This window comes from Pseudomonas salomonii (assembly GCF_900107155.1).
Classification (GTDB): domain Bacteria; phylum Pseudomonadota; class Gammaproteobacteria; order Pseudomonadales; family Pseudomonadaceae; genus Aquipseudomonas; species Aquipseudomonas salomonii.
In genome coordinates this window covers 590,513-613,238 of record NZ_FNOX01000001.1, presented here as the reverse complement: position 1 = coordinate 613,238, position 22,726 = coordinate 590,513, and the positions used below count along the sequence as shown (strand labels likewise).

20 protein-coding genes are annotated in these 22,726 nt (G+C 60.5%); 6 read left to right on the top strand and 14 right to left on the bottom strand.

Annotation, left to right across the window (positions count from 1 at the left end):
* Positions 1-53 precede the first annotated feature (53 nt).
* The 6 genes from BLV67_RS02905 to BLV67_RS02880 are packed head-to-tail and all read right to left on the bottom strand — an operon-like array spanning position 54 to position 7,337.
* Positions 54-1,451 carry a sigma-54-dependent transcriptional regulator gene (locus BLV67_RS02905; protein ID WP_069786191.1) on the bottom strand — a complete coding sequence of 466 codons (1,398 nt, stop codon included), beginning with the start codon at positions 1,449-1,451 and terminating at the stop codon, positions 54-56.
* Positions 1,441-3,219, bottom strand: coding sequence for a sensor histidine kinase (locus BLV67_RS02900; protein WP_069786190.1), 1,779 nt, complete (start codon positions 3,217-3,219; stop codon positions 1,441-1,443). The genes BLV67_RS02905 and BLV67_RS02900 overlap by 11 nt, the downstream gene beginning before the upstream one ends.
* Complete coding sequence (locus BLV67_RS02895; protein WP_065928897.1) at positions 3,219-4,343, bottom strand: GNAT family N-acetyltransferase; 1,125 nt, start codon at positions 4,341-4,343, stop codon at positions 3,219-3,221. The genes BLV67_RS02900 and BLV67_RS02895 overlap by 1 nt, the downstream gene beginning before the upstream one ends.
* Positions 4,344-4,352: 9 nt before the next feature.
* Positions 4,353-5,243 carry an alpha/beta hydrolase gene (locus BLV67_RS02890; RefSeq protein ID WP_065928896.1) on the bottom strand — a complete coding sequence of 297 codons (891 nt, stop codon included), beginning with the start codon at positions 5,241-5,243 and terminating at the stop codon, positions 4,353-4,355.
* Entirely contained in the window at positions 5,240-6,634 is a 1,395-nt protein-coding gene (locus BLV67_RS02885; RefSeq protein ID WP_017137021.1) for an aspartate aminotransferase family protein, read from the bottom strand. The genes BLV67_RS02890 and BLV67_RS02885 overlap by 4 nt, the downstream gene beginning before the upstream one ends.
* The gene (locus BLV67_RS02880) at positions 6,627-7,337 is read right to left on the bottom strand and encodes an MtnX-like HAD-IB family phosphatase (protein ID WP_065928895.1); all 711 of its coding nucleotides are present in this window, start codon (positions 7,335-7,337) and stop codon (positions 6,627-6,629) included. The genes BLV67_RS02885 and BLV67_RS02880 overlap by 8 nt, the downstream gene beginning before the upstream one ends.
* A 225-nt stretch (positions 7,338-7,562) precedes the next feature.
* Here BLV67_RS02880 and BLV67_RS02875 point away from each other — a divergent pair, with 225 nt between their 5' ends.
* The gene (locus tag BLV67_RS02875) at positions 7,563-8,333 is read left to right on the top strand and encodes a MipA/OmpV family protein (RefSeq protein ID WP_069786189.1); all 771 of its coding nucleotides are present in this window, start codon (positions 7,563-7,565) and stop codon (positions 8,331-8,333) included.
* Between the two features lie 121 nt (positions 8,334-8,454).
* Here BLV67_RS02875 and BLV67_RS02870 read toward each other — a convergent pair whose 3' ends face one another.
* Positions 8,455-9,108 carry a DsbA family oxidoreductase gene (locus BLV67_RS02870; protein ID WP_069786188.1) on the bottom strand — a complete coding sequence of 218 codons (654 nt, stop codon included), beginning with the start codon at positions 9,106-9,108 and terminating at the stop codon, positions 8,455-8,457.
* 58 nt (positions 9,109-9,166) lie between these two features.
* Positions 9,167-10,186 carry an alpha/beta fold hydrolase gene (locus tag BLV67_RS02865; RefSeq protein WP_069786187.1) on the bottom strand — a complete coding sequence of 340 codons (1,020 nt, stop codon included), beginning with the start codon at positions 10,184-10,186 and terminating at the stop codon, positions 9,167-9,169.
* Between the two features lie 182 nt (positions 10,187-10,368).
* Here BLV67_RS02865 and metR point away from each other — a divergent pair, with 182 nt between their 5' ends.
* On the top strand, positions 10,369-11,286 hold the full coding sequence (gene metR, locus BLV67_RS02860; RefSeq protein WP_056858838.1) for a transcriptional regulator MetR: 918 nt from the start codon (positions 10,369-10,371) through the stop codon (positions 11,284-11,286).
* A gap of 135 nt (positions 11,287-11,421) precedes the next feature.
* On the opposite strand, the gene BLV67_RS02855 is transcribed toward metR, so the two are convergent.
* Genes BLV67_RS02855 through nosR form a run of 3 tightly spaced genes read right to left on the bottom strand, consistent with a single transcriptional unit; the run spans position 11,422 to position 13,645 of the window.
* Positions 11,422-11,928, bottom strand: coding sequence for a GNAT family N-acetyltransferase (locus tag BLV67_RS02855; RefSeq protein ID WP_069786186.1), 507 nt, complete (start codon positions 11,926-11,928; stop codon positions 11,422-11,424).
* On the bottom strand, positions 11,922-12,335 hold the full coding sequence (locus BLV67_RS02850; protein WP_065928890.1) for an NUDIX hydrolase: 414 nt from the start codon (positions 12,333-12,335) through the stop codon (positions 11,922-11,924). Before BLV67_RS02850 ends, BLV67_RS02855 begins: the two co-directional genes overlap by 7 nt.
* Entirely contained in the window at positions 12,332-13,645 is a 1,314-nt protein-coding gene (nosR, locus tag BLV67_RS02845; RefSeq protein ID WP_065928889.1) for a response regulator c-di-GMP phosphodiesterase, NosR family, read from the bottom strand. Before nosR ends, BLV67_RS02850 begins: the two co-directional genes overlap by 4 nt.
* Before the next feature lie 228 nt (positions 13,646-13,873).
* Between nosR and BLV67_RS02840 the strand changes: the two genes are divergently transcribed.
* From BLV67_RS02840 to BLV67_RS02825, 4 genes are read left to right on the top strand one after another with little or no spacing between them, the layout of a single operon-like run.
* Positions 13,874-15,748, top strand: coding sequence for a putative bifunctional diguanylate cyclase/phosphodiesterase (locus BLV67_RS02840; protein WP_069786185.1), 1,875 nt, complete (start codon positions 13,874-13,876; stop codon positions 15,746-15,748).
* Between the two features lie 21 nt (positions 15,749-15,769).
* The gene (locus BLV67_RS02835) at positions 15,770-16,732 is read left to right on the top strand and encodes a cytochrome-c peroxidase (RefSeq protein ID WP_069786184.1); all 963 of its coding nucleotides are present in this window, start codon (positions 15,770-15,772) and stop codon (positions 16,730-16,732) included.
* On the top strand, positions 16,729-18,546 hold the full coding sequence (locus BLV67_RS02830; RefSeq protein ID WP_069786280.1) for a DAHL domain-containing protein: 1,818 nt from the start codon (positions 16,729-16,731) through the stop codon (positions 18,544-18,546). The genes BLV67_RS02835 and BLV67_RS02830 overlap by 4 nt, the downstream gene beginning before the upstream one ends.
* Positions 18,543-19,922, top strand: coding sequence for an ATP-binding protein (locus BLV67_RS02825; protein ID WP_069786183.1), 1,380 nt, complete (start codon positions 18,543-18,545; stop codon positions 19,920-19,922). Before BLV67_RS02830 ends, BLV67_RS02825 begins: the two co-directional genes overlap by 4 nt.
* Positions 19,923-19,942: 20 nt before the next feature.
* Here BLV67_RS02825 and BLV67_RS02820 read toward each other — a convergent pair whose 3' ends face one another.
* The 3 genes from BLV67_RS02820 to BLV67_RS02810 all read right to left on the bottom strand — a co-directional run bounded on the left by BLV67_RS02820 (position 19,943) and on the right by BLV67_RS02810 (position 22,651).
* Positions 19,943-20,215, bottom strand: a complete 273-nt coding sequence (locus BLV67_RS02820; RefSeq protein ID WP_017135901.1) for a type B 50S ribosomal protein L31 — start codon at positions 20,213-20,215, stop codon at positions 19,943-19,945.
* A gap of 100 nt (positions 20,216-20,315) precedes the next feature.
* On the bottom strand, positions 20,316-21,641 hold the full coding sequence (locus BLV67_RS02815) for an APC family permease (protein ID WP_065928885.1): 1,326 nt from the start codon (positions 21,639-21,641) through the stop codon (positions 20,316-20,318).
* A gap of 188 nt (positions 21,642-21,829) precedes the next feature.
* Positions 21,830-22,651: a carbon-nitrogen hydrolase family protein gene (locus BLV67_RS02810; protein ID WP_069786182.1), complete on the bottom strand. Its 822-nt coding sequence runs from the start codon at positions 22,649-22,651 to the stop codon at positions 21,830-21,832.
* Positions 22,652-22,726: the final 75 nt, after the last annotated feature.

The window sequence follows — 22,726 nt, the reverse complement described above, 5'->3', positions numbered from 1 at the left end:
GTCCAGGGCTGCGTTCCCACGCAGAGCGTGGGAACGATCGGCATCAAACACTTTCAGCGAATGATCTTCTCGACCTGAATCCCCAGCTTCTTCAGCCGATACCAGAAGCTGCGCTCGGAAATCCCGATCTTCGCCGCCGCCGCAGCCTGCACGCCATTGCTCTCGTTCAGCGCCGCCATGATGTAGGTTTTCTCAACCTCAGCCAGCGCCGCATCCAGGTCGGCAGGCACGCCCGGTGTGTCGCCCAGCAGCGCCGTAACGCCGTCCTCGGCAGGCTTGGACGCAAACAGGTAAGCCGGCAGGTCGATGTCTTCGATCACCGGCGAAGCCGCCACGATGGTCGCCCGCTCTACACAGTTTTGCAGCTCACGGATATTGCCCGGCCAGTGGTAAGCCGCCATCGCCTGCAGTGCCTCGGGGCTGAAGCCGGTGATGCGTTTGCCCGCAGTAGCACTCAGGGTCTGGGCGAAGTGGCGAGCCAGGGGCACGATGTCTTCGGCGCGCTCGCGCAGGGCCGGCAACGGGATTGGGAATACATTGAGGCGGTAATACAGGTCTTCGCGAAACTCTTTATTGGCCACCGCATCCAGCAGGTTCTTGTTGGTGGCGGCGATCACGCGCACATCCACCTTGCGCTCGCGGGGGTCGCCCACCGGCTCGATCACGCGCTCCTGCAAGGCCCGCAGGATCTTGGCCTGCAACGCCAACGGCATGTCGCCCACTTCATCCAGAAACAAAGTGCCCTGGTCGGCCTGCATAAAGCGCCCTACCCGGTCGGCCACGGCGCCGGTAAAGGCGCCTTTGCGATGGCCGAACATCTCGCTTTCCAGCAAGCCTTCGGGAATGGCCGCGCAGTTGACCGCCACGAACGGTTTGTCGGCGCGGCTGCCATGTTTGTGAATCGCTCGCGCGACCATTTCCTTGCCGGTGCCGCTCTCGCCGGTCAGCAGGATGGTGGCGTTGCTGTCGCGTACCGAATCGATCGCGTGCAGCACCTGGCGAAACGCCGGGCTGTCGCCCACCAGGCTGTCGAACTGCGCATGGTGATCCAGCTCGGCGCGCAGGCGTGCGTTGTCGCGCATAATGTCGCGAAACTGCAAAGCCTTGGCCACAGTGATGTCCAGCTCGTCGATATCGAACGGCTTGGCAATGTAGTCATAGGCGCCGTTGCGCATCGACTGCACGGCGTTTTTTACCGTGCTGTAGGCGGTCATCACGATCACCGGCAACTCCGGGAAGCGCACTTTTATCTCGGCCAGCAGCGCCGGCCCGTCCATGCCCGGCATGCGCCAGTCGCTGATCACCAGGTCGATGTCTTCCTGCTCCAGCACCTTGAGCGCGTGCAGGCCGTTGCCGGCGGTAAACACCTGGATGCCATTCTGGCTCAAGGCCGATGACAGCAAGTCGCAGAGCTTGGGCTCGTCGTCGACTACCAATACGTTATGCGTCATGAACTTCCTCATCGTCGCCGTCGTCTTCGCCATGGGCCGGAATGTACAGGCTGAAGGTGGCGCCGGCATCTTTCTCACTGGCACATTCGATGCTGCCGTCGTGACTTTCCATGATCGAATAGACTTTAGCCAGCCCCAGGCCCGTGCCCGAGGCCTTGGTGGTGACGAATGGTGTGAAGATGCGCTCGATCATATCGGCCGGAATGCCTTGGCCGGTGTCGGCGATGCTGATCACCGTATTGCCGTCCACGCTGCGAATGCCCAAGGTCAGGCGCCCGCCTCCGGGCATCGCGTCGATGGCGTTGAGGATCAGGTTCAGGCACGCCTGCTTGAGTTGCTTGGCATCGGCATAGATCGTCGCGCCGGGCGACTGGTCATCGATGTACGAATCGATGTTATGGGTGGCCAGTTCCGGGCTGCAAAAGCCGAGGATTTCTTCCACCACCGGGCGCGCCGCCTGCAACACACGCAGGGGCGGATTGGGCTTGGCGAAATCCAGAAACTCGGTGATCAGGTCGTTGATGCGGCTGACTTCGCTGATCACGTATTCCAGGTGGCGCTTGTCGGTGTCCGGCAGGTCAACTCGGCGGTGCAACAATTGGGTGGCGGTCTTGATGATGCCCAACGGGTTGCGAATCTCGTGGGCCAGGCCCATGGCGACCTCGCCCAACGCATGCAGCCGGTCACGACGGCGCAGTTGAGCTTCAAGGTGATGCAACTCGCCCAGGCGCTCGGTCATGTGGTTGAAGGTGCTGCTCAGTTGCGCCAGCTCATCGCCGCCGGTGACCAACACGCGATGCTCGTAATTGCCCGAGATCACCGCGTCAACGCCCTGGGATAAATCGCGCAGCGGTTTGGTCAGGCGGCGTGACACCAGGACCCCTGCGCCCAGGGACAACGCCGAACTCAGCAGGAATATCAGCACGAACAGGTTGCTCTGGTTCACCAGCCCCACCAGGCTGGTGTGACGCAACAGGCCGCTGAAGATCACGCCTTGCAGTTCGCCGGAGTCATTGAAGATCGGCCAGTACAAACCGCTGTAGTTATTGGTGAACTGCTCGCTCGGCTGCTTGGTGGCGCGCATGGCGGTTTCGACATTCTTCGGGATGCGCGAAGGGTGGTTTTCAAAACGCTGGGTCGAGAATATCTCGGAAAACCCTTGGGGGTTGGCCAGGTACAGGCGCAGGTCGAGGGAATGCACATCGGCCACGCTGGTGAGGAAACTGCTGTCCAGGTACGTGGCCACCAGCAGCAGGTAATCGACGCCCTCCTGGGTGGTTTCGAATGTGGAGACCACCAGGCCTGTGGTCACGCCGGCCACTTGCACGGTCTGCAATACCGCGTTGCTGGTCAGGTTGATCTGCTTGACCACATCGTCGGCGGCGGTGCTGAACACCACTTTATGGTCACTCACGCGAATCAGCGCGACCACATCGATATCGGTGGCGTCGGCGATGTCGGCGGTCAGGCGGTCATGCTTGGCCGCTTGCTTGCTCGACGGCGGCGCGGTGTAGCGCAGGAACAGTTTGGCCATACGCGCGTTGTCATGCAGGATGTCGCCGATTTCGTCCTTGACGATCTTGGTCGACTCTTGCAGCCAGATGCGCACGTTGCTGTCGAAAATCTGCGACAAGGTGGTCGCCGCCAGTTCGGCCGCGATCATGGTCGGGATAACGCTGACCAGCCAGAACGCCAGCACCAGCTTGCGCTGGACGCTCCAACGCGAAATGGCAAAGGGGCGGGCTTTTTGGCGGGTCTTGGTGATCATCAGGTTTCGCTTATCGCAGCAGCCATGGCAGGGTCGGATCGATCCGGTCTTATATACATTTTCACGAGCTTGAGCACGCTGTTGACCAGCCGGTTACGGTGACGGAAGAACATGCTGTTGCCCCGGAACTCACAGCCCAGGCGCAGCTTACTGGCATAACCCTCCTGACCGCACTCGTACAGCGGGATCTTGTGTGCAATACAGTAGTCGACATTGGTCAACCAATAGCGAAAGTACAAACTGTATTCACGGGTGAATTCACGGTCATGCCCGAAAAACTTATCGACCAGGCGGTGCTCGTCCAACAGCACCAGGTTGAACGCTACCAGCCGCTCATCCACCCAGTAAAGAGCACAGACCGCACGCCCTTGCAGCCGTTCCAGGATGCCGGTGAAGTAACTCGCCGGCAGGCGTTCGAACTGCAAATCGGCGCGGCTGAGCGTGTCTTCGTACAGGCGCATCACCTCAGGCAACACATCATCAATCCTGTGCCGCCACTCGACCCGCGGGCCTGGCGCGCGCAACTTGCGGCGCAGGTCTTTGCGGGTCGCCTTGCACAGCGAGCCGAGGTAGGCGTCCACCGAGCCGTAAGGCACCGTCAGCCAGCCACTGGGCAAGCTTGGCATGCTCTGAAAGCCCGCCTGGCGGCAATTGTCTGCCCAGTCGAGGTCATTGGTCGGCACGTCTTTGACCGCCACCAGGCCAATCCCGAAGGTATCGGCGTCCTGGCGGGCCGCCTCCAGCAAGTGCTTGATCAGCAGCGGGCGCTGCTCCTGGTGCACGTGACTGGCGATACCCGCGTCGCAACGCTCGGCCACCGGCGAACCGATGGCGTACAACTGCAAGCGCAAAACACCCGGGCACAGTCGCTCCAGGCGCTCGGTAAAGCGCTTGCCGGCGCCCGACACCGTGGTGTCGAGGCGATAATAAGTGATGAACGCGGGGGCAACGGCCACCAGCGTTTCATCGTCGTAGACGGCCAGGTAACGCCACTTGAAATCATCGATCGCGGCGTTTTCCACGGCGACGTAAAAATCCCAATCCTCCAGGGCTGCGGGAAAGCAGTCATTCCAGGCGCAACGCGGGATGGCCCGGATAGTCGAGAAGGCTTGGGCGGTAATCACGTCTAGTCCTTAGGCTGATGCCCGCTGTCGATAATCCACGGGTGCCTGTACAGCCGGGGCGGCGTGTTGCTCGACAAATTCGGCGCTCAACTCGATCACCCGGCGGTATTGCAGGTCGACGGTGATCATGTGGTAGCAGTTATCCAGCAGAATCTTGGTCACCGGGCCACCGAGGTGGCGTTCCACGTAATCGGCGTTCCAGCGGCTGGTGATGTCGTCCTCGATGGAGTGCAACACCAGCGCCGGTACCTTGATCTCGGGCATGCGCTTTTTGACCACGGCGTTCATGCGGTGCAACTCGCGCACCGTGATGCCTTCCATGGTCAGCAAACCGGCCTCGCTGCTTTCGCCTTCCTTCATCTGACGCTCAACGATCGCCCGCAGGCGCTCGTTCTTGATGCCGTAAGGCGGCTTCTCTTCGAAGCGGCAGATGTGCACGCCGAACGGGATCTTCATCAGCAACGGCGTCAAAAACGCCAGCTTGTTAATGCTCCAGCCGTCGTACTTCAAGGTGGTCGAATACATCAACAGCCCGGCCACTTGCCCTGGGTGCTCGGCGGCCACATACATGGACATCACCGCGCCCATGGACAAGCCACCGACAAACACCTGCTCGTGGCGCTGCTTGACCTGCGCAAAGGTCTTGCGCACGCCTTCGTACCAGTCCAGCCAGCCGGTGGCCTGCAGGTCGCTGTTATCGCCGCAGTGCCCAGCCAGTGTGGGCACGTACACCGTGCAGTTACCGGCTTTGGCCAGGCCTTTGGCGACCTGGCGCAATTCCGTCGGGGTGCCGGTCAGGCCGTGGATCAACAGGATCCCGACCGGACCTTCACCGAGAACGAAGCCGGCATCACCTTCACCGAGGTCGATCCCGATGCTTTTTAACTCAGGAGCATTCACCGCTTGGTCGCTCGCACCAGCAACTGCTCAAGGAGTTTCAGGCCCAGGTCGATTTCCGGGTAGCTGATTTCCAGGGACGGTGCCAGGGTGATCACGTTTTTGTAGTAGCCGCCCACGTCGAGGATCAGGCCGAGTTTCTGACCATCCACGATCATGTCGCCCTTCATGCCTTCTTCGACCATGTAGTCCAGGGTCGCCTTGTCCGGCGTGAAGCCATCCGGGCCGCAGATTTCGCAGCGCAGGGCCAGGCCCAGGCCGTCGACGTCGCCGATGATCGGGAAACGTTTCTGCAGGTCTTGCAGGCCTTCCAGGAAGTATTTGCCCTTGGCCATAACCATCGCGCCGTAGTCGACTTCGCTGGTCATCTTGAACATTTCCAGGCCTACCGCCGTACCCAGTGGGTTGGAGGCGAAGGTGGAGTGGGTCGAACCTGGCGGGAACACCTTCGGGTTGATCAACTCTTCACGGGCCCAGATGCCGCCCAGCGGGTTGAGGCCGTTGGTCAGCGCCTTACCGAAGACGATCACGTCCGGCTGCACGTCGAAGTGCTCGATCGACCACAGTTTGCCGGTGCGGTAGAAGCCCATCTGGATTTCGTCGGACACCATCAGGATGCCGTGCTGATCCAGCACTTGCTTCAATTCGCGGTAGAAGTTCATCGGCGGGATCACGTAGCCGCCGGTGCCCTGGATCGGCTCGACGTAGAACGCTGCGTATTCGCACTGGTTGGTTTTCGGGTCCCAGACGCCGTTGTATTCGGTCTCGAACAGACGCGCGAATTGCTGCACGCAGTGGCTGCCGTATTCTTCTTTGGTCATGCCTTTAGGGCCGCGGAAGTGGTACGGGAACGGGATGAAGTTGGCGCGCTCGCCAAAGTGGCCGTAGCGGCGACGGTAGCGGAAGCTCGAGGTGATCGACGAAGCGCCGAGGGTACGGCCGTGGTAACCGCCTTCGAAGGCGAACATCAGGCTCTTGCCGTTGGAGGCGTTACGCACCACTTTCAACGAGTCTTCGATCGACTGCGAACCGCCGACGTTGAAGTGCACGCGACCGTCGAGGCCGAATTTGTTCTTGGCGTCGACTGCGATCATTTCCGACAGCTCGATTTTGCCTTTGTGCAGGTACTGGCTGGCGATTTGCGGCAGGGTATCGATCTGCTGTTTCAGCGCGTTGTTCAGGCGCGGGTTGGCGTAGCCGAAGTTAACGGCCGAGTACCACATTTGCAGGTCGAGGTAGGCCTGGTCTTCGGTGTCCCACACGTAGGAGCCTTCGCAACGGCTGAAAATACGCGGCGGCTCGATGTAGTGAACGGTGTCGCCGTAGGAGCAGTATTTGGCTTCTTTATCCAGAAGAATCTGGTCTTCGGCGGTAGCGATACGAATATCAGACATGGTGGAAGAGTTCCTGATTTTCAACAGAGAGGTCGGCGGCAAAGGCGCCGGAGTTAGCGGCGATGCCTTGTGGCAAAGCGGTCAGCAATGCGGGCAGTTCGGCAAAGGTGTCGAAGCGCGCATGGGGAATATTGTTGGCTTCGCAGTACTTGGCGAGACTGCCTTTGGCGAAGACGAAGTCGGCGGTTGAAGCCACGCACATGTCGGACTTGCCGTCGCCGATCACCAGCACGCGCTTGTTGCGCGGCGTGGATTTGCACTTGCAGTTGCCGGAGGCGGCGCGGCAGGCATCGCTGGAGTACGGGAAGTCGATGCGCCAGCTGTTCTGGTCGACCTGGCGCAGGCGGTTGGCGAGGATCGGCAGCAAGGTCACGTAGTTGCGCGACAGGATGCGCGCGATGCCTTGCTCGATGCCGTCGCTGACCACTTCGATGGTCGCGCCCAGGCCCATGACGTGATCGACGAAGTCCGGGAAGTCCGGGTCGATCTCAACGCTGTCGAAGTACGCCAGCAGTTCAGCCGGGGTGGCTTTGATCAGCGCCAGTTGACGGCTCAGGCATTCGCGGGAACCGATATGCCCATCCAGCCATTCCTGTTCGATGGTTTCCCACTCAGGGCCGGCGAAGCGCTGGAGGACGTTGTCGATGACGTCGGTGGGGGTGATGGTCCCGTCGAAGTCGCACACGATATGCCACTGGATCATTGCGTTTACCTGGAAGAGGAGCGCTCTGTGCGCTTGTGCCAGAGGTATTGCAGAGACTGTGCCAACTGGCCGAAGCCCAGCGGGGCTGGGGTTTTGGTCGCTATGCAGGGTGATTTGTGTCGCAGGAGCTACAATTTTTGTAGCTTGCTACAAACAAGATGAGTGCTTGCGTCAGGGAGGCGCTTCGCGCGTGAATGCGCGCAAGTTCAGATAAGGAAACGCTCCATGTTCAAGGTTACTTCTGCTGTATTCGCCGGCTTGCTGGGGCTGTGGGGCTTTTCCAGCTCGGTATTGGCCGAAGGCATCACCGGCGAAGTCGGCGCAGGCGTCAGCTACCAGCCCCACGACCCGACAGGCAGCCGCTACGAAACCCGGCCGATTCCCTACTTCGATCTGGACTGGGGCAATGTGAGCCTGGGCACCGACGATGGCCTGACCTGGAGCGCACTCAATACCCACGGTTTCACCGCCGGCCCGTATATCAATTACTTGCCGGGGCGCACGGCCGATCGCTCGCTGCGTGGCTTGCGGGATGTGCCGGACATGGCCGAAGTCGGGGGTTTCATCCAGTACGCACCGGCCGAGTTCTGGCGCGTGTACGCCCAGGTCAGCCAGGCCGTCGGCGGCCCGCGTGATCAGAGTGGTGTGTTGGGCAAGGTCGGTGGCGAACTGGGCTACCCGCTGGGCGGCGGCATTATCGGCAGCACCGGCCTGATGGCGCATTTTGCCGATGCGCGCCAGACCCAGGCGTTTTTTGGCGTTGACGATAAAGAGTCAGCGGCGTCCGGCATTCGCGCCTATAACGCCAGCGCGGGTTTTCAGAACCTGACGCTGACCCAGAGTTTCGAGTTCCCGCTGGCGACCCATTGGTCGCTGTTGACCAGCGCCAGTTGGACACACCTGGTGGGTTCAGCGGCCAACAGCAGCATCGTCAAGGAGACCGGCAACGTGAACCAGGGCCAGGTGCAGACGGCGATCAGCTACAAGTTTGACTGAGCCATTGATCGTTCCCACGCTCTGCGTGGGAAGGCATTCTGTGACGCTCTGCGTCACGACTTCAAGAGCAGGACGCGGAGCGTCCGGGGCGGCATTCCCACGCAGAGCGTGGGAACGATCATCAGGCCCTGGCTTCCTGGATGATCTGGCGAATCGCACCCACAAAGGCCTCCGCCGGCTGCCCACCGCTGACCGCATACTGGTCGTTGAACACGATGGTGGGGACTGAAGTCACACCGCGTGAAATCCACAATTCTTCCTGCTCCCGGACTTCAGCAGCGTATTCGTCAGACGCCAGAATCTGCGCCGCACGCTGGATATCCAGCCCGACACTCTCGGCGATGATCGCCAGCGTCGCGTGGTCGGACGGGTCTTTCCCATCACTGAAATACGCCTTGAACAGCGCTTCCTTGAGGTTGTACTGCAACCCTTCAAGCCCCGCCCAATGCAGCAGCCGGTGCGCATCAAAGGTGTTGTAGATGCGGCTCTGCCCGTCCGTGCGAAAGGCAAAGCCCAGCGCCGCGCCCATGTCGCGGATACGCTCACGGTTGGCCTGGGATTGCTCGGCGGTGGAGCCGTACTTTTCAGTGATGTGCTCGACGATGTTCTGCCCTTCGGCGGGCATCTTCGGGTTCAGCTCGAACGGCTGGAAATGAATCTCGGCCTGCACCTCGCTGCCCAGTTGGTCGAGGGCTTCGGTCAGGCCGCGCAGGCCGATGATGCACCAGGGGCAAGACACGTCGCTGACGAAATCGATTTTCAGGGGAGTACTCATGGCAGGCAACCTCGCTGGCAGTATTAATGCGCCGTAAAGGTTGCACGATACACCAACTTCACAGCAGCTTCGAAGGCTCGCCCAGGTCAATCTGCGCCCAATGCGCGGCATCCTCACGATGGGCTTTGAGGTACGGCAGCACTGCCGTCAGCAGCGGCGCCTTGAAGGCTTCCTGGAAGCGGTGGGCCATGCCCGGTATGAGCTTCAGCTGGCTGCCCTGGATATGCGCAGCCAGGTGTACACCGTGCATCACCGGCAACAACGGGTCGGCGGTGCCGTGCACCACCAGGGTCGGCACGCGCAACTGGTTAAGCAAAGGCACGCGGCTCGGCTCGGCCAGAATCGCCATGATCTGGCGCTTCACGCCGTCCGGGTTGAAGGCGCGGTCGTAGGACAGCGCAGCCTGATGCAGCAGCGCCTGGCGATCATCTTTCACGTTGGGGCTGCCCAGGGCGGCAAGTAAATCGGCTTGCTGTTCCAACGCCACTTCACGGTTCGGCGCACTGCGCCGCGACAGCAACTGCACCAACGCGGCGTTGGGCGCCGGCAGGCCTTCGGCGCCGGAGCTGGTCATCACCAGGGTCAGGCTTTCGACCCGCTGCGGCGCCATGGCTGCCAGATGCTGGGCGATCATGCCGCCCATGCTTGCGCCCAGCACGTGGAATTGCTGGACCTGCAGCGCGTCCATCAAGCCCAATGCATCGTCGGCCATGTCGGTCAGCGTGTACGGCGCCGCCACCGGCAAACCGAGCTTGTAGCGCAGCACTTCGAACGTCAGGTTGGCGCTGGCGGGTGCCTGGCGCCAGGTGGACAGGCCAACGTCACGGTTGTCGTAGCGGATCACCCGAAAACCCTGTTCACACAAGGCCACCACCACTTCATCCGGCCAGTGGATCAACTGCCCGCCCAGGCCCATGACCAGCAGCAACGCAGGGTCGGACGCTCGGCCGATACTCTGATAGGCGATGCTGACTTTTTCCAGGTCGACCGTTTGGGTCGGGACATTGACATCACATCGAGAAGCCGCAAAGGACGGCAGGCCGAACAATAGAGCGGCCAGTAAAAACCACACGCGCATGAAAAACACCGAAACGCAGAACCCCAGTAGAGCGCGAGTCTGATGAAGTTTGTTCAAGCGCGCTGCCACAGTTGCGTGACAGTTTGATGAAGTACGCCCAACGGTCATGGTCGACATAAATGGGAACATGAGACAAACTCACGCTATCTCTCTTCATCACAAATTATCTTCATGGAGCGCCCGTGCTCGAAATCCGCCACCTCAAGACCCTGCACGCGTTGCGCGAAGCCGACAGCCTGGTTGAAGCCGCCGAACGCCTGCACCTGACGCAATCGGCGCTGTCCCACCAGTTCAAGGAGCTGGAAGAGCGCCTGGGCATGCCGCTGTTCGTGCGCAAGACCAAGCCGCTGCGCTTCACCAGCGCCGGCCTGCGCCTGCTGCAACTGGCCGACGCCACCCTGCCCTTGCTGCGCGGCGCCGAACGCGACATCGCGCGCCTGGCCGGTGGTACCGCCGGTCGTTTGCACATGGCCATCGAGTGCCACAGCTGCTTCCAGTGGCTGATGCCGACCATCGACCAGTTCCGTGATGCCTGGCCAGAGGTTGAACTGGACCTGGCCTCAGGTTTTGCCTTCGCGCCGCTGCCGGCCCTGGCCCGTGGCGACCTGGACCTGGTGGTGACCTCCGACCCGCTGGAACTGCCGGGCATCACCTATGTGCCCTTGTTTACCTACGAAGCCATGTTGGCCGTGGCCAACCAGCATGCGCTGGCGAACAAGTCGTATATCGTGCCGCAAGACTTGCTCAGCGAAACCCTGATCACCTACCCGGTTGAGCGCGACCGCCTGGACATTTTCACGCGGTTCCTGGAACCCGCTGACGTGGAACCGGCCCAGGTGCGCACCTCGGAGCTCACGGTGATGATGATGCAGTTGGTCGCCAGCGGCCGCGGCGTGTGCGGCATGCCGCATTGGGCGCTGCATGAATACAGCTCGCGTGGGTATGTGAAGGCCAAGCGTTTGGGCGAGAAGGGCTTGTTTGCGACGTTATATGCGGGGATTCGTGCGGACATGCTGGACGCGCCGTATATGCGCGACTTCTTGCTGACCGCCAAGGACACCTCGTTTTCGACCCTGGATGGTGTCAGCGCCGTGCGGTAATCCCGCATAAATGACGACTCGAATGTGGGAGCTGGCTTGCCTGCGATGCGGATGACTCGGCCTGCCTGGTACACCGAGGTGATGCCATCGCAGGCAAGCCAGCTCCCACACAGAATTGGGTTTCTCTATAGAGTTTCAGTCGGCTTTGAGTTCGCGCCACATGTGGATCTTGTCGAAATACTCGATGCCCACCCGTACCGCCAACGGCTCCAGGCCGTACTGGATAAAGCCGCAGCGCTGGTACAACGCGAATGCGGCGTCGTTGCCCGCGGTGACGGTCAGTTGGATCAGTTTGACGCCGGGCTGGCGGCGCGCGCAATCGAGCGCCGCCTGCACCAACTGACGGCCCAGGCCCTTGCACTGATAAGCCTCGGTCACGTACATGCCGAACAGCGTGACTTTGTGCCGGGCCTTTTCCCGAGGTTCGAAGGCCAGGCCGACAATGCCGGCCAGCGTTTGCCCTTCGAAAGCGCCGAGCACCTGATCCAACGGGCTCTGTAGGCGCTTTTCCCACCAGTTCAACGGCATCCGTGCGCGCTCCGCCACGCTGGAGGTAAACGCCTGGGGATAGGCGCCATAGGCCTCCAGCATCAACGCCCGATAAGCTTCGGCGTCATTCGCCCCCAGTGTGCGGATCAGCATGCAGCGAGCGACGCGCGATAAAACGGCAGGATCCAATCGCGAGTCAACGGCGCCAGGTGCAAACCACCCTCACCGGCCGGGTCGATCCAGCGTACTTCTTCGATTTCAGCGGCGGGGCTCACCGGCGAATCGATATGCACCTGGAACAGCTCAGCCTCCACGGTGAAGCCCGGCTCGTTGGCTGCCGGGGCCGAAAAATGGCCCAGGTAGACAGCCTCAGCCGGGTCGATGCGCAGGTTCAGTTCCTCGTACAGCTCACGGGCCAGCGCCTCGGCGGGTTGCTCACCGGCATCGATCTTGCCGCCCGGTTGCATGAACGCCTGGGTGCCACGTTTGCGCACCAGCAGGGTTTGGCCGTCGCGGCCGATCAGCAGGGCGGCGGCGATTCGAATAGTGGAAATGCTCATGAAAGAATCGGTGTCTCTTCAGGTTGTTTGATAAACACGCTGTATTTCGCGCCTTCCATCGCCTCGAACGCGATCAGCTTGTCCACCAGCGGCAGGTTCAACACCTTGCCGGCGTTCAGCAACAGCATGCCGTTATCGGCATTGAGGTTGCGGGCCAGCACCATGCCGGCTTCCAGCTCTCGGGTGGAGAGGACCTTGACGTTGGGGTCGCCCAGGGTCACATCGCTGAGGAAGGCCGCGCAGGCCTGCACGAAGTCTTCCACCAGTTCCGGATCGTAAAGGCGCCCGGCGTACTTGCGGATATACAGCAACGCTTCGTCGCTGTTCAGATGCCGTTCAAGGATCAAGCCTTTTTGCAGTTCGATGAAGTCCACCGCCAGTTTAAGCAGGCGCGAGCCGGGCGGGATCGCATCGCCCTTGAGGTGATCGGGAAACCCCGTGCCGTCCCAACGCTCCTGGTGATGGCGAATGATCCGCGCCGCATCCTTCATGGGTTCGAGGGTCATCAGCAGCGATTCGCTCTGGGTCGGGTACTCGCGGTACAGGCCACGGTCGGTGCTGTGCAGCTTGTCCGACGGCGCAACCATCATGCTGTCGCTCCAGCTCAGCTTACCGATGTTGTACAGCGCAGCGGCCATGGTCAGGTCGCGGGTGCTGGCTTCGTCGATGGACTGGGCCGCGCAGTAGACCCGCACCAGTTCGATCAAGGCGCGGTTGGTCTGTTTGTCCTTGGGCAAGCGCAGGTTGGCCAACAGCGAAAACACTTCGGTACCGGTCACGTAGCTGCGCTTGAGCTCGTCGTAGGCCAGATCGAGCATGTCGGCGGTCTGTTGCAGCTCGCTGGTTCGGGCTGCCACGCGTTTTTCCAGGTTGGCGTTCAACACCTTGAGCTGATCGTTCTGCTCATGGGCCAGGCGCTCCAGGCGCTGATGCTCCAGGGCCTGGCGCAACACCAGCGGCAGTTCTTCGTCATTCCAGGGTTTACTGATGTAACGGTGAATCTGCCCTTCGTTGATCGCCTTGATGATCGTCGCGAGGTCAGCATAGCCGGTCAACAGGATGCGGCTGGTAGCCGGGTACAGCCGGTGCACTTCAGCCAGCAACTGCGCGCCGTCCATGCCGGGCATGCGGGCGTCGCTCATCACCAGGTCGATGGGCTGGGCCGCCATGATCTCCAGGGCCTGGGCGCCGCTGCCGGCGAGCACGACATTGAAAGGGTGGCCGCGCAACAGCCGGCGCAGGCTGTTGAGGATCGATTCTTCATCGTCAACCAGCAGAATCGTGGGTGGGGTCGCGAGTTGTTCATCCATGGTTACTGCGCCTTGAAAATAAACGAAATTGAGCGGAATTGAACCCTGATATCCCGTCGCGTTTCTGCGCTTGATGCACGCATCCACGCAGCTGATTTGACGCCAATTGGCCGTCGATATCAAGGGAACTCAACTATGCTGTCTCAACCGGTACGTACATCCTCCCGGACATCAAACCAAGGAAGGAAGCGTTATGCCATCGAACCTGTTGCCAGTACAGAGTGCGCCATGAACCCGGACTCAGGGCGGGCCAACCGGCGCATTCTGATCGTGGATGACACCGCCTCTATCCACGAAGATTTTCGCAAGATTCTGTGCGCCAACCCCCACGATGCCCCCTCACTGGACAGCCTGGAAGAAGCCCTGTTCGGCACTGAGGTGCCGGTGCGCCAGACGTTTTTGCTCGATTCGGCCTATCAGGGCCAGGAGGCCCTTGCCCTGGTGAACAAGGCCCTGGCGGACGGTGCGCCCTACGCCATGGCGTTTATCGACATGCGTATGCCACCCGGCTGGGATGGTCTGCACACCATCGAACAGTTGTGGAGCGTCGACCCCAACCTGCAGATTGCCCTGTGCACCGCCTATTCCGATTACTCCTTTGAGGCCATCGAAGCGCGGTTGAAGTACAACGACCAGTTACTGATCCTGAAAAAACCCTTTGACCACCTGGAAATCCGCCAGATGGCCAGCGCCCTGACCTGGAAATGGCAGCTCGCCCAAGACGTCGCCCTCAAGGTGCGGAGCCTGGAGCGCACCATTGAAGAACGCGTGCAGGAACTGCTCAAGGTTTCGCACCTGCTGCAATACGACGCGCTCACGCAGTTGCCCAACAGCGCCTTGCTGGGTGACCGCCTGACCCAGGCCATCGCCCTGGGCCGACGGCATGACACACAACTGGCGGTGATATTTATCGGGCTGGACCGCTTCAAGCGCATCAACAATGCCTTGGGGTATCCGGTGGGCGACGAGGTACTCCAGCAGGTCAGCCAGAGCCTGGTGGCGACGGTACGAGGCTCGGATTCAGTGTTTCGCTACGTGGCCGATGAGTTTGTGATTCTGCTCAACGATATCCAGCACCCGCAACAAACCCAGCATATTGCGCAAAAGTTGCTCACGGCCGTGCGCGCAACCCGCCACCTTGCCGGGCACGACCTGAGCGTCACCGCCAGCCTCGGCATCAGTATTTACCCCAATGACAGCCGCACCGCGGTGGAACTGATCAAACATGCCGAAACCGCCATGCACACCAGCAAGGAGCGCGGCCCGGGTGACTTCAGCTTTTACACCCAGACCATGAACCTGCGCGCGCAACACCAGCAGGGCCTGGAAAGTGCGATCCGCCAGGCCCTGGAGCATGACGAGTTTGTGCTGCACTACCAGCCGAAACTGGAATTGAAAACCGGCAAAATCGTCGGTGCTGAAGCTTTGATACGTTGGTTTGAGCCGCGCTCGGGATGGATCAGCCCGTCTGAGTTCATTCCGGTGGCCGAAGACAGTGGGCTGATAGTGCCCTTGACCCAGTGGGTGCTGCGCCAGGCCTGCGAGCAAGGGCAAGCGTGGCGCGCCATGGGCTTGAGCCCGGTGCGCATCTCGGTGAACGTCTCGGCCATCGACTTTCGCCAGCGGGACTTTACCGACAACCTGGCAGAGATACTGACACAGACCGGCCTGCCGCCTGCCCAGCTGGAGTTGGAAATCACCGAAAGCGTGTTAATGCAGAATGTCGACGACACCGTCGCCACCTTGAACACCATCAAGGCCATGGGCGTGCGTCTGGCCCTGGATGACTTCGGCACCGGTTACTCCAGCCTCAGCTACCTGCGGCGCTTTTCCATCGATGTGCTGAAAATCGACCAATCTTTCGTGCACGGCATGAGCGTAAATAGCCAGGACGCCCAACTGATCAGCGCTATCATCGCAATGGGCAAAAGTCTGAACCTGAGCATCGTTGCCGAAGGCGTGGAGACCCTCGAACAACTGAACTTCCTGCAAGCTCAGCGGTGCGAAGAAGGCCAGGGTTTTCTATTCAGCAAAGCCGTGCCCCCAAAGGATTTTGCGCAGTTGATGCAAGCCGGTCACCCTGCCCTGATGCCCGATCAATAGCCGATTGCAAGGAGTGCTCGCTTGAACGAAGTATCAACCCAAGGGCTCATCTTCACCTTATGGTTAAGCGCGAGTCTGCCACTGGCGGCCGCACCGCTGGACGAGGCACTCAAACCCTTGCCGGACGTGCCGATGCTGGACCCGGCCAAAGTCGAACTGGGCCGGCAACTGTTCAATGAGCCGCGCCTGTCAGCCAACAACACGCTGTCCTGCGCCAGTTGCCATCGCCTGGAGTCCGGCGGCGCCGACAACAAGGCGTTTTCGATCGGTTTTGACGGCAAACCGGTAGAGTTCAACACCCCATCGGTGTTCAACGCCAGCCTGAATTTCAAACAGTTCTGGAATGGCCGTGTCGACACGCTGGAGGCGCAAGTCGAACACGTGGTCATCAGCCCGACAGAAATGGGCAGCGACTGGAAAACCGTGGTGCAGAACCTCGCAGCCGTGCCCGCCTACCGGAACGCATTCCAGCGGACCTATCCCGATGGCGTCACTGCAGCCAATGTGCAAAACGCCCTGGCCACTTATGAGCGCACGCTGCTCACGCCCGACTCGCGATTTGACCAATACTTGAAGGGCAATACAGAGATCCTGACCCTCAAGGAAAAGTACGGCTACCAGCATTTCAAAGATTACGGCTGTATCGCCTGCCACCAGGGTGTGAACATCGGCGGCAACATGTTTCAAAAATTCGGCGTGATGGATGACTACTTCCAGGCCCGCGGCAACCCGGTCGAGTCGGATCTGGGGCGTTACCTGTTGACCAAGGATGAAGAGGACCGCTATGTGTTCAAGGTACCCAGCCTGCGCAATGTGGCGGTCACCGCGCCCTACTTTCACGACGCTTCGGCCAAAAGCCTGGAAGAGGCCGTGGACGTAATGTTCAAATATCAACTGGGGCGCACTCCGACCCAGGAAGACAAGGACCTGATCATCCTGTTTCTCAAGACCCTGACTGGCCAATGGGCGGGCAAGCCGTTATGAGCCGACTGTCCCGCCGCCGTACCAGCCAGCTGTTGCTGGGGTTGATGACCCTGCTGCTGGCCTCGACCCTGATCTTTTTGTACCTCATGTCCTCCCGCGACCAAACGGCCAGCTACACCCAGTCACGGGACCTGATCCGCCAGCTCCAGCAACTCAATGCGCAATGGGACAGCGAAGTACTCAAGGCCCGGGTCTCGATTACCCACAACTACGATCCGCTGGTGACACCGCTTACCGAAATGACGCGCATATGGGCCGAACTGGGCAGCCGCGACACCTACCACCACACCGCCGACCTGACCGGTTGGCACGCCACCCAGCAAGCGTATCAAGCCGCCATCCAGGAAAAGGCACGGCTGGTAGACCAGTTCAAATCCCACAATGCGGTGCTGCGCAACTCGCTGGCGTTTCTGCCGACTGCTGAAGACGATATCCAGGCCCAGTTCAGTCGTATTGACGATGGAGGTCGGCTGCAACTGCAAAGCGTGGCCACCGACACCTACGACCTGCTGCTCAGCAGCCTGGAGTTCGCCCAGGTCACCAGTGACGATCGCGCCGCCGATATTCTGGTGGGCCTGGGCAAGCTGAAAGTCAACAAGGAGCGCCTGCCCAGTGAATTCCAGGCCCCGGTCGTGATCCTCAGCAACCACATTTCGCTGATCCTGCGCGAGCAGCCGGTGGTCAACAGCCTCCTCGAACGAATTGCCACAGTGCCCGTGGCCGAGCGCCTGGATGACTTGACCACCCACCTCAATCAGGACCAGCAGGCGGCCGACCTCATTGATCATCAATACCACCGCTACCTGTTGATTTTCTCAACCCTGCTGGTGGTGTTGCTGCTGTACCTGGCGGTACGCCTGTTGCGCAGTTTCGCCGAGATCAACCGGATCAATCGTGCCTTGCAGGCCGCCAACGAAACCCTGGAACACAGGGTGGAGCGGCGCACGCAACAGCTCAAGGACGCCCAGAGCGAGCTGATGGACAGCGCCCGCCAGGCGGGCATGGCGGAAATCGCCACGAACGTGCTGCACAACGTTGGCAACGTGCTCAACAGCGTGAACATTTCCGCCGACCTGGTGGCGCGCCAATTGCGCAACAGCAAGGTCCAGGGCCTGGGCAAAGCCATGCAACTGATCAACGCGCATCAGGGCGACCTGGGCACCTTCCTCAACGAGGATGAAAAGGGCAAATTGCTGCCGGGCTACCTGAACCAGTTGGTCGAAGCGATTGCACTCGAACAGCAAGGCATGAGCGAGGAACTGACGCAACTGAGCAAAAGCGTTGACCACATCAAGGACATCGTCTCGACCCAGCAATCCTATGCCGGCGCCTCCACACTGCTCGAACCCGTCAACATCAGCGCGTTGATGGAAGACGCCCTGCGCATGAACGCTGGCGCTTTAAGCCGTCATCACGTCACGGTGGTCAAGGAGTACGCCCAAGTACCGGAGATTCTGGGCGACAAACACCGACTGCTGCTGATTATGGTCAACCTGATCAGCAACGCCAAGTACGCCATGTCCAACCTCAGTGACCGTCCACGGCAAATGACCCTGACCGTGCAACCGGCGGCTGACGAGACCCTGAAAATCAGTGTAAAGGACGATGGCGAAGGCATACCCGCCGAGAACATGACCCGGATATTCACCCACGGTTTCACCACCCGCAAAGAAGGCCATGGTTTCGGCCTGCACAGCTGTGCCCTGGCCGCCGTGGAAATGCACGGCCAACTCAGCGCCCACAGTGATGGGCCAGGCCTTGGCGCAGTGTTTACCCTGACGATTCCTCTCACCCTTGCCGGAACTGCCCCATGAACCAGCCTCCCAACCGGCGCATTCTGCTGATTGATGACACACCGTCAATTCATGAAGATTTTCGCAAGATTCTGATGCCGAGCGTGGCCTCCAACCCCGCACTGGATGACCTGGAGTCAGCGCTGTTCGGCGACACCGCCACGCCTCAGGCTCAGGCATTCGACCTGCATTCGGCGTACGGTGGCGAAGAAGGCCTGGGGTTGCTGACCACGGCCATGGCAGAACAACGGCCCTACGCGCTGGCTTTTGTGGACATGCGCATGCCCCAGGGCTGGGACGGCGCGAAGACCATCGAGGCATTGTGGAAGGTCGACCCCGACCTGCAAGTGGTGGTGTGCACCGCGTACTCGGATTACTCCTGGGAGGACCTGCTCTTTCGCCTGCACGCCCATGACCGTTTGCTGATCCTGAAAAAACCCTTCGACAACATTGAAGTCCAGCAAATGGCCAACACCCTGGCCAACAAGTGGGACATGGCCCGTCGCGCCGCCTTGCAAACCTTGCACCTGGAACAGCTGGTGGAACAACGTACCCAGGCGCTGCAACTGGAAATCGACGAGCGCAAGCACTTGGAAAGCCAGCTGGTGCAGTCGGAAAAGCTCGCTTCGCTGGGTCAGCTTGCCGCCGGTGTCGCCCATGAAATCAACAACCCGGTAGGCTTCATTTCGTCCAACCTCAACACCCTTGATGGCTACTTTAACCAGCTGCAACAGATGCTTGAAGCTTATCGAAACAGTGAGGAAATAATCGCATCGCAACCACAGCGCGACCAGCTAAAGGCCTTGCGCACTACGTTGGAGCTGGACTTTCTCAAGGAGGACATCCCGATCCTGATCCGCGAATCCAAGGATGGCATTGGCCGCGTGGTGCAAATCGTCAAAGACCTGAAAAATTTTTCGCGGGTGGACAACGACCAGACCTGGCAATTCTCCAACCTGCAACAAGGCATTGATTCGACGCTGAACATCGTTGCCAGCGAACTCAAGTACAAGGCTGATGTGGTCAAGCACTACATGCCGCTGCCGGACATCGAGTGCCTGGCGTCGCAGCTCAATCAAGTGGTGATGAATCTGGTGATCAACGCCGCGCAAGCCATGGGCCCGGAACGCGGCACCATTACCATCAGCAATGGTGTGGAAGGCGAGAACATCTGGCTGGAAGTGGCGGACGACGGCTGTGGGATTGCGCCGCAAACCGTGCAGAAAATTTTCGACCCCTTCTTCACCACCAAACCCGTCGGCGAAGGCACCGGCTTGGGGTTGTCACTGTCCTACGGCATCGTCAAGAAACACCGGGGCACAATCTCGGTCAGCAGTGAGTTGGGCAAGGGCACAACCTTTCGGGTGGTGCTGCCGATTCGGCAAACGGCGGCGTAGGGCACGCCGCCGAGTCAGGGTTATGCATCCGCCTTTTTCGGGCTGGACCCAAACGAAGCGAAACGCTTGTTGAACCCGGCAATCCGGCCTTCGACCTGGGTCTTGCGCTGCTGGCCGGTGTAGATCGGGTGCGAGGCGCTGGACACATCGAGCGGGATGTACGGGTAAGTGTTGCCGTCGCTGTGCGTATGGGTGCGGTCGCTGTCGGCGGTGGAGCCGATCAGAAAGAACACGTCGGCGGCGGTGTCGTGGAACAGCACGGTACGGTAGTCGGGATGGATACCAGCTTTCATAAGGCCTCCGGGGCGTCTGGGTGCAATTTAAGTGTTATACAGTAACACAAATCATGCGCCCAAACGAGAACCGATTGCAATAAGAATAGGCCGGCCGCTTCTATGCCGCTTCCTGAAAGTCCATTTCCGGCGGTTGCTTTGAGAAACCGCGTGTGAGGAAGCCCAGGTAAACCACGCCAATCGCCAACCACACCGCGCCCAGGTAAATCGCCAGTTGATCGAGGCTGATCATCAGCCACAGGTCCGCCAACAGGCCGATGGTCGGGAAGATCAGAAACAGGATCACCTCACGCACACCGCGCGCTTTGGCGCCGATCCAGTAGTGAAAGATCACCGACAGGTTCACCAGGCTGAACGCCAGGAACGCACCGAAGTTAATGAACGAAGTCGAGGTGGTCACGTCAAGCTTCAACGCCAGCAAGGCCACCAGCGCACACAACAGGATGCTGTTGACCGGCGTGCCGAAGCGCGCATGCAAGGTGCCGAAGAATGACTTGGGCAACACGCCGTCACGGCCCATGGCAAATAACAGGCGCGAACCGCTGGCCTGGGCCGACAGCCCCGAGGCGAACTGGCCGACGATCAGCCCGATCAGGAAGATCGACACAAACAGGTCACCGCCCAGGTTGCGGGCAATCTCATAGGCCGCCGAGTCCACATCGGCAAACTCAAACGACGGGTGGGCGATCTGCACGAAGTACGACACCCCCACGAAGATCAGCCCGCCGATCAAGGTGATCAGCATGATCGCCCGTGGGATGGTGCGGCGTGGGTCGCGGGTTTCTTCGGTGAGGGTACTGACCGCGTCAAAGCCCAGGAACGAATAACAGGCGATGGCCGCGCCGCTCATGATCAGCGGCATGTGCATCTGGCCGTTGAAAAAGGGTGCAAGCGTCCACAGTGGCTTGCTCGCGTCACCGCCGATGTAGTGGATGCACAGCGCGACGAATGCGATCAGCACCAGAAACTGCACCAGCATCAGCAGCGCGTTGATGCCGTTGGCGAGCTTCAAGCCGATGATATTGATTGCCGTGGTGATGCCGATAAACGCCAGCACCCACACCCACTGCGGCACCGTCGGGAACGCCGAATGCAGGTACGCAGCGCCGATCAGCCAGATGGCCATGGGCAGGAACAGGTAGTCGAGCAACACCGCCCAACCGGCGATAAAACCCAGCTTGGGGCTGATGGCCTTGCGCACATAGCTGTAGGCGGAACCGGCCACCGGGAAGGCCTGGGCCATGCGCCCGTAGCTCATGGCGGTAAAGAACATCGCCACCAGCGCCGCAAGATACGCGGCCGGCACCATGCCGCCGGTGGATTGCGCGAGGATGCCGAAGGTGCCAAGCACAATGATCGGCGTCATATAGGCGATGCCAAACAGCACCACCGACCCTAACGACAGGGTGCGTTGCAAACGAGCCATGAGCGATTCTCCGCTGAATTATTAGATTTATGGCAGAACTGAAGTCGGTGAAGCGCAAACTATTTTTATGATTGATCGTTCCCACGCTCCGCGTGGGAATACAGCCCAGGACGCTCTGCGTCGGCTCTTGAACGTCGTGACGCAGAGCGTCACCGCAGGCATTCCCACGCAGAGCGTGGGAACGATCATCAGTGCCGGGGGATCAGGAGTTCGCGCGTCCCATCGCTGTGCTCAATCACCTCGCCGGGCAATTTCAAGCGCTGGTCATCCAGGTAGCGGTAGTCCTTTCGAGCCGCCACCAATTGGTCGAGATCCAGCTCGACGGCGAATTGCCCTTCCTCACGCCCGGCTTCAAACAGCAAGGTGCCGATCGGGTCCACCAGCGCGCTGCCGCCGGCGAACAACAGGTCGCCGTCGCCGTCTTCGACCCGGTTGACCATCAGCGCAAACGCCTGGTTTTCCTGGGCGCGGGCCATGATTGCGGTGCGATGCGTGGGGCCATACGGGTCCATGTTGCCGTTGGTGACGATCAGCAGTTCGGCGCCCAACTGCGCCAGGGCGCGGGCGGTTTCCGGGAACTCGATGTCGTAGCAGATCAGCAGGCCGACGCGCACGCCGTTCCACAGGCAGGTGGCGTAACGATCTCCGGCGGTGAACACGCCACGATCCGAAGCCCACAGGTGGGTCTTGCGATAACGCAGGGCGATGCCTTCGGGGGTGATCAGCAAGGTGGTGTTATAGAACTGGCCATCGTCGTGCTCGGCCATGCCGATAACCACGGCAATATTGCGCGCACGGGCCGCCTGGATAACCGCGTGTACGGTGGGGCCGTCTACCGGTTCGGCGATCGCGGCGACGGTCTCGGCCGACGGGAAGCCCATTAAGTGGGTTTCCGGGAAGACGATCAGTTGCGTGTCGGCGGCGCACGCAGCAATGGCCGCCAAGGCGCGCTCAAGGTTGTAAGCTGTAGCGTTATCGCGGCCTGCCAATTGGGCAATTTCGACCTTCATGGGTATTCCTTGTTCTTTATCCGTGCCGCAGTATGCGCAGCCAACACCGGCCAGGGAATTACGCGGCCGGGGTAA

Coding starts and splice junctions, on each gene's coding strand:
- BLV67_RS02905 (WP_069786191.1), bottom strand. CDS start 1,451: ATGACGCATAACGTATTGGTAGTCGACGACGAGCCCAAGCTCTGCGAC.
- BLV67_RS02900 (WP_069786190.1), bottom strand. CDS start 3,219: ATGATCACCAAGACCCGCCAAAAAGCCCGCCCCTTTGCCATTTCGCGT.
- BLV67_RS02885 (WP_017137021.1), bottom strand. CDS start 6,634: ATGTCTGATATTCGTATCGCTACCGCCGAAGACCAGATTCTTCTGGAT.
- BLV67_RS02880 (WP_065928895.1), bottom strand. CDS start 7,337: ATGATCCAGTGGCATATCGTGTGCGACTTCGACGGGACCATCACCCCC.
- BLV67_RS02875 (WP_069786189.1), top strand. CDS start 7,563: ATGTTCAAGGTTACTTCTGCTGTATTCGCCGGCTTGCTGGGGCTGTGG.
- BLV67_RS02870 (WP_069786188.1), bottom strand. CDS start 9,108: ATGAGTACTCCCCTGAAAATCGATTTCGTCAGCGACGTGTCTTGCCCC.
- BLV67_RS02865 (WP_069786187.1), bottom strand. CDS start 10,186: ATGCGCGTGTGGTTTTTACTGGCCGCTCTATTGTTCGGCCTGCCGTCC.
- BLV67_RS02855 (WP_069786186.1), bottom strand. CDS start 11,928: ATGCTGATCCGCACACTGGGGGCGAATGACGCCGAAGCTTATCGGGCG.
- BLV67_RS02850 (WP_065928890.1), bottom strand. CDS start 12,335: ATGAGCATTTCCACTATTCGAATCGCCGCCGCCCTGCTGATCGGCCGC.
- nosR (WP_065928889.1), bottom strand. CDS start 13,645: ATGGATGAACAACTCGCGACCCCACCCACGATTCTGCTGGTTGACGAT.
- BLV67_RS02840 (WP_069786185.1), top strand. CDS start 13,874: ATGAACCCGGACTCAGGGCGGGCCAACCGGCGCATTCTGATCGTGGAT.
- BLV67_RS02830 (WP_069786280.1), top strand. CDS start 16,729: ATGAGCCGACTGTCCCGCCGCCGTACCAGCCAGCTGTTGCTGGGGTTG.
- BLV67_RS02825 (WP_069786183.1), top strand. CDS start 18,543: ATGAACCAGCCTCCCAACCGGCGCATTCTGCTGATTGATGACACACCG.
- BLV67_RS02820 (WP_017135901.1), bottom strand. CDS start 20,215: ATGAAAGCTGGTATCCATCCCGACTACCGTACCGTGCTGTTCCACGAC.
- BLV67_RS02815 (WP_065928885.1), bottom strand. CDS start 21,641: ATGGCTCGTTTGCAACGCACCCTGTCGTTAGGGTCGGTGGTGCTGTTT.
- BLV67_RS02810 (WP_069786182.1), bottom strand. CDS start 22,651: ATGAAGGTCGAAATTGCCCAATTGGCAGGCCGCGATAACGCTACAGCT.